This is a genomic window from uncultured Aquincola sp., assembly GCF_964001545.1.
GTDB lineage: Bacteria > Pseudomonadota > Gammaproteobacteria > Burkholderiales > Burkholderiaceae_C > Aquincola.
In genome coordinates, this window is the sequence record NZ_CAXFDV010000481.1 from 1 (window position 1) to 1661 (window position 1661).

At 69.8% G+C, this 1661-nt stretch carries 3 protein-coding genes; all 3 read left to right on the plus strand.

Annotated features, from left to right (window positions below; all coding sequences use genetic code 11):
* A partial coding sequence (locus ABNT58_RS16450) for a GDP-mannose 4,6-dehydratase (RefSeq protein WP_348754530.1) occupies positions 1–486 on the plus strand: 486 nt, incomplete at its 5' end.
* Positions 483–1376, plus strand: a complete 894-nt coding sequence (rfbD, locus tag ABNT58_RS16455) for a dTDP-4-dehydrorhamnose reductase (protein WP_348754531.1) — start codon at positions 483–485, stop codon at positions 1374–1376. The genes ABNT58_RS16450 and rfbD, both read left to right, overlap by 4 nt.
* A 23-nt stretch (positions 1377–1399) precedes the next feature.
* On the plus strand, positions 1400–1661 hold a 262-nt coding region (locus ABNT58_RS16460; RefSeq protein ID WP_348754532.1), incomplete at its 3' end, for a sugar phosphate nucleotidyltransferase.

Sequence of the window (1661 nt, forward strand, 5' to 3'; positions counted from 1 at the left end):
CACTTCCCCGAGAAGCTGATCCCGCTGATGATCGTCAACGCCCTGGCCGGCAAGCCGCTGCCGGTGTACGGCGACGGCCAGCAGATCCGCGACTGGCTGTACGTCAAGGACCACTGCAGCGGCATCCGCGCGGTGCTCGAGCGCGGCACGCTGGGCGAGACCTACAACATCGGCGGCTGGAACGAGAAGGCCAACATCGACATCGTCAAGACGGTGTGCGCGCTGCTCGACGAACTCAAGCCCGACCCCGCCGGCCCCTACAGCCGCCTGATCACCTACGTGACCGACCGCCCCGGCCACGACCGCCGCTACGCCATCGACGCCCGCAAGATCGAGCGTGAACTGGGCTGGCGTCCCGCCGAAACCTTCGACACCGGCATCCGCAAGACGGTGCAGTGGTACCTGGACAACAGCGCCTGGGTGGCCGACGTGCAAAGCGGCGCCTACAAGGACTGGATCGGCACCAACTACGGCGGCCGCGCATGAAGGTCCTGCTGTTCGGCAAGGGCGGCCAGGTCGGCTGGGAGCTGCAACGCGCGCTGCGCCCGCTGGGTGAACTGGTGGCGCTGGACTTCGACAGCCCCACGCTGCACGCCGACTTCAGCCGGCCCGAGGGCCTGGCCGAGACGGTGCGCCAGGTGCGGCCCGACGTCATCGTCAATGCCGCCGCGCACACCGCGGTCGACAAGGCCGAGAGCGAACCAGCCCTGGCCGAGGCGCTCAACGCCACCGGCCCCGCCGTGATCGCCAAGGAAGCCGCGGCCCTGGGCGCACTGCTGGTGCACTACAGCACCGACTACGTGTTCGACGGCAGCGGCAGCACCGCGCGCGACGAAGACGCGCCCACCGGCCCCTTGAGCGTGTACGGCCGCACCAAGCTGCAGGCCGAAGAGGCCATCCGCGCCAGCGGCTGCCCGCACGTGATCCTGCGCACCAGCTGGGTCTATGGCGCGCGCGGCGGCAACTTCGCGCGCACCATGCTGCGCCTGGCCGGTGAACGCGACAAGCTCACCGTCATCGACGACCAGATCGGCGCGCCCACCGGCGCCGATCTGCTGGCCGACATCACCGCCCATGCCATCCGCGCCTGCCGCGCCAACCCGGCGCTGGGCGGCACCTACCACGCGGTGGCGGCCGGCGAAACCAGCTGGCACGGCTACGCCAGCTTCGTGATCGACTGGGCTCGTGCCAACGGCCTGCCGCTGAAGGTGGCGCCCGGCGCCATCGAGCCGGTGCCCACCACGGCCTTCCCGACGCCGGCGCGCCGGCCGCTGAATTCGCGCCTGTCCACCCAGCGCCTGCAGCAGGCCTTCGATCTCGTCATGCCGCCCTGGCAGGATGGTGTTGAACGCATGCTCACCGAAGCCTTCCGCTGATCACCCACTTCGCCGTACCCACCATGAGCAACCCCACCCGCAAGGGCATCATCCTGGCCGGCGGCTCCGGCACCCGGCTGCACCCGGCCACGCTGGCGCTGAGCAAACAGCTGCTGCCGGTGTACGACAAGCCGATGGTCTACTACCCGCTGGCCACCTTGATGCTGGCCGGCATCCGCGACATCCTGGTCATCAGCACCCCGCAAGACACGCCGCGCTTCCAGTCGCTGCTGGGCGACGGCAGCCGCTGGGGTGTGAACCTGAGCTACTGCGTGCAGGAAAAGC

What these genes read in the sequence shown, in the direction of transcription:
- rfbD (WP_348754531.1), top strand. Translation starts at nt 483, where the DNA reads ATGAAGGTCCTGCTGTTCGGCAAGGGCGGCCAGGTCGGCTGGGAGCTG.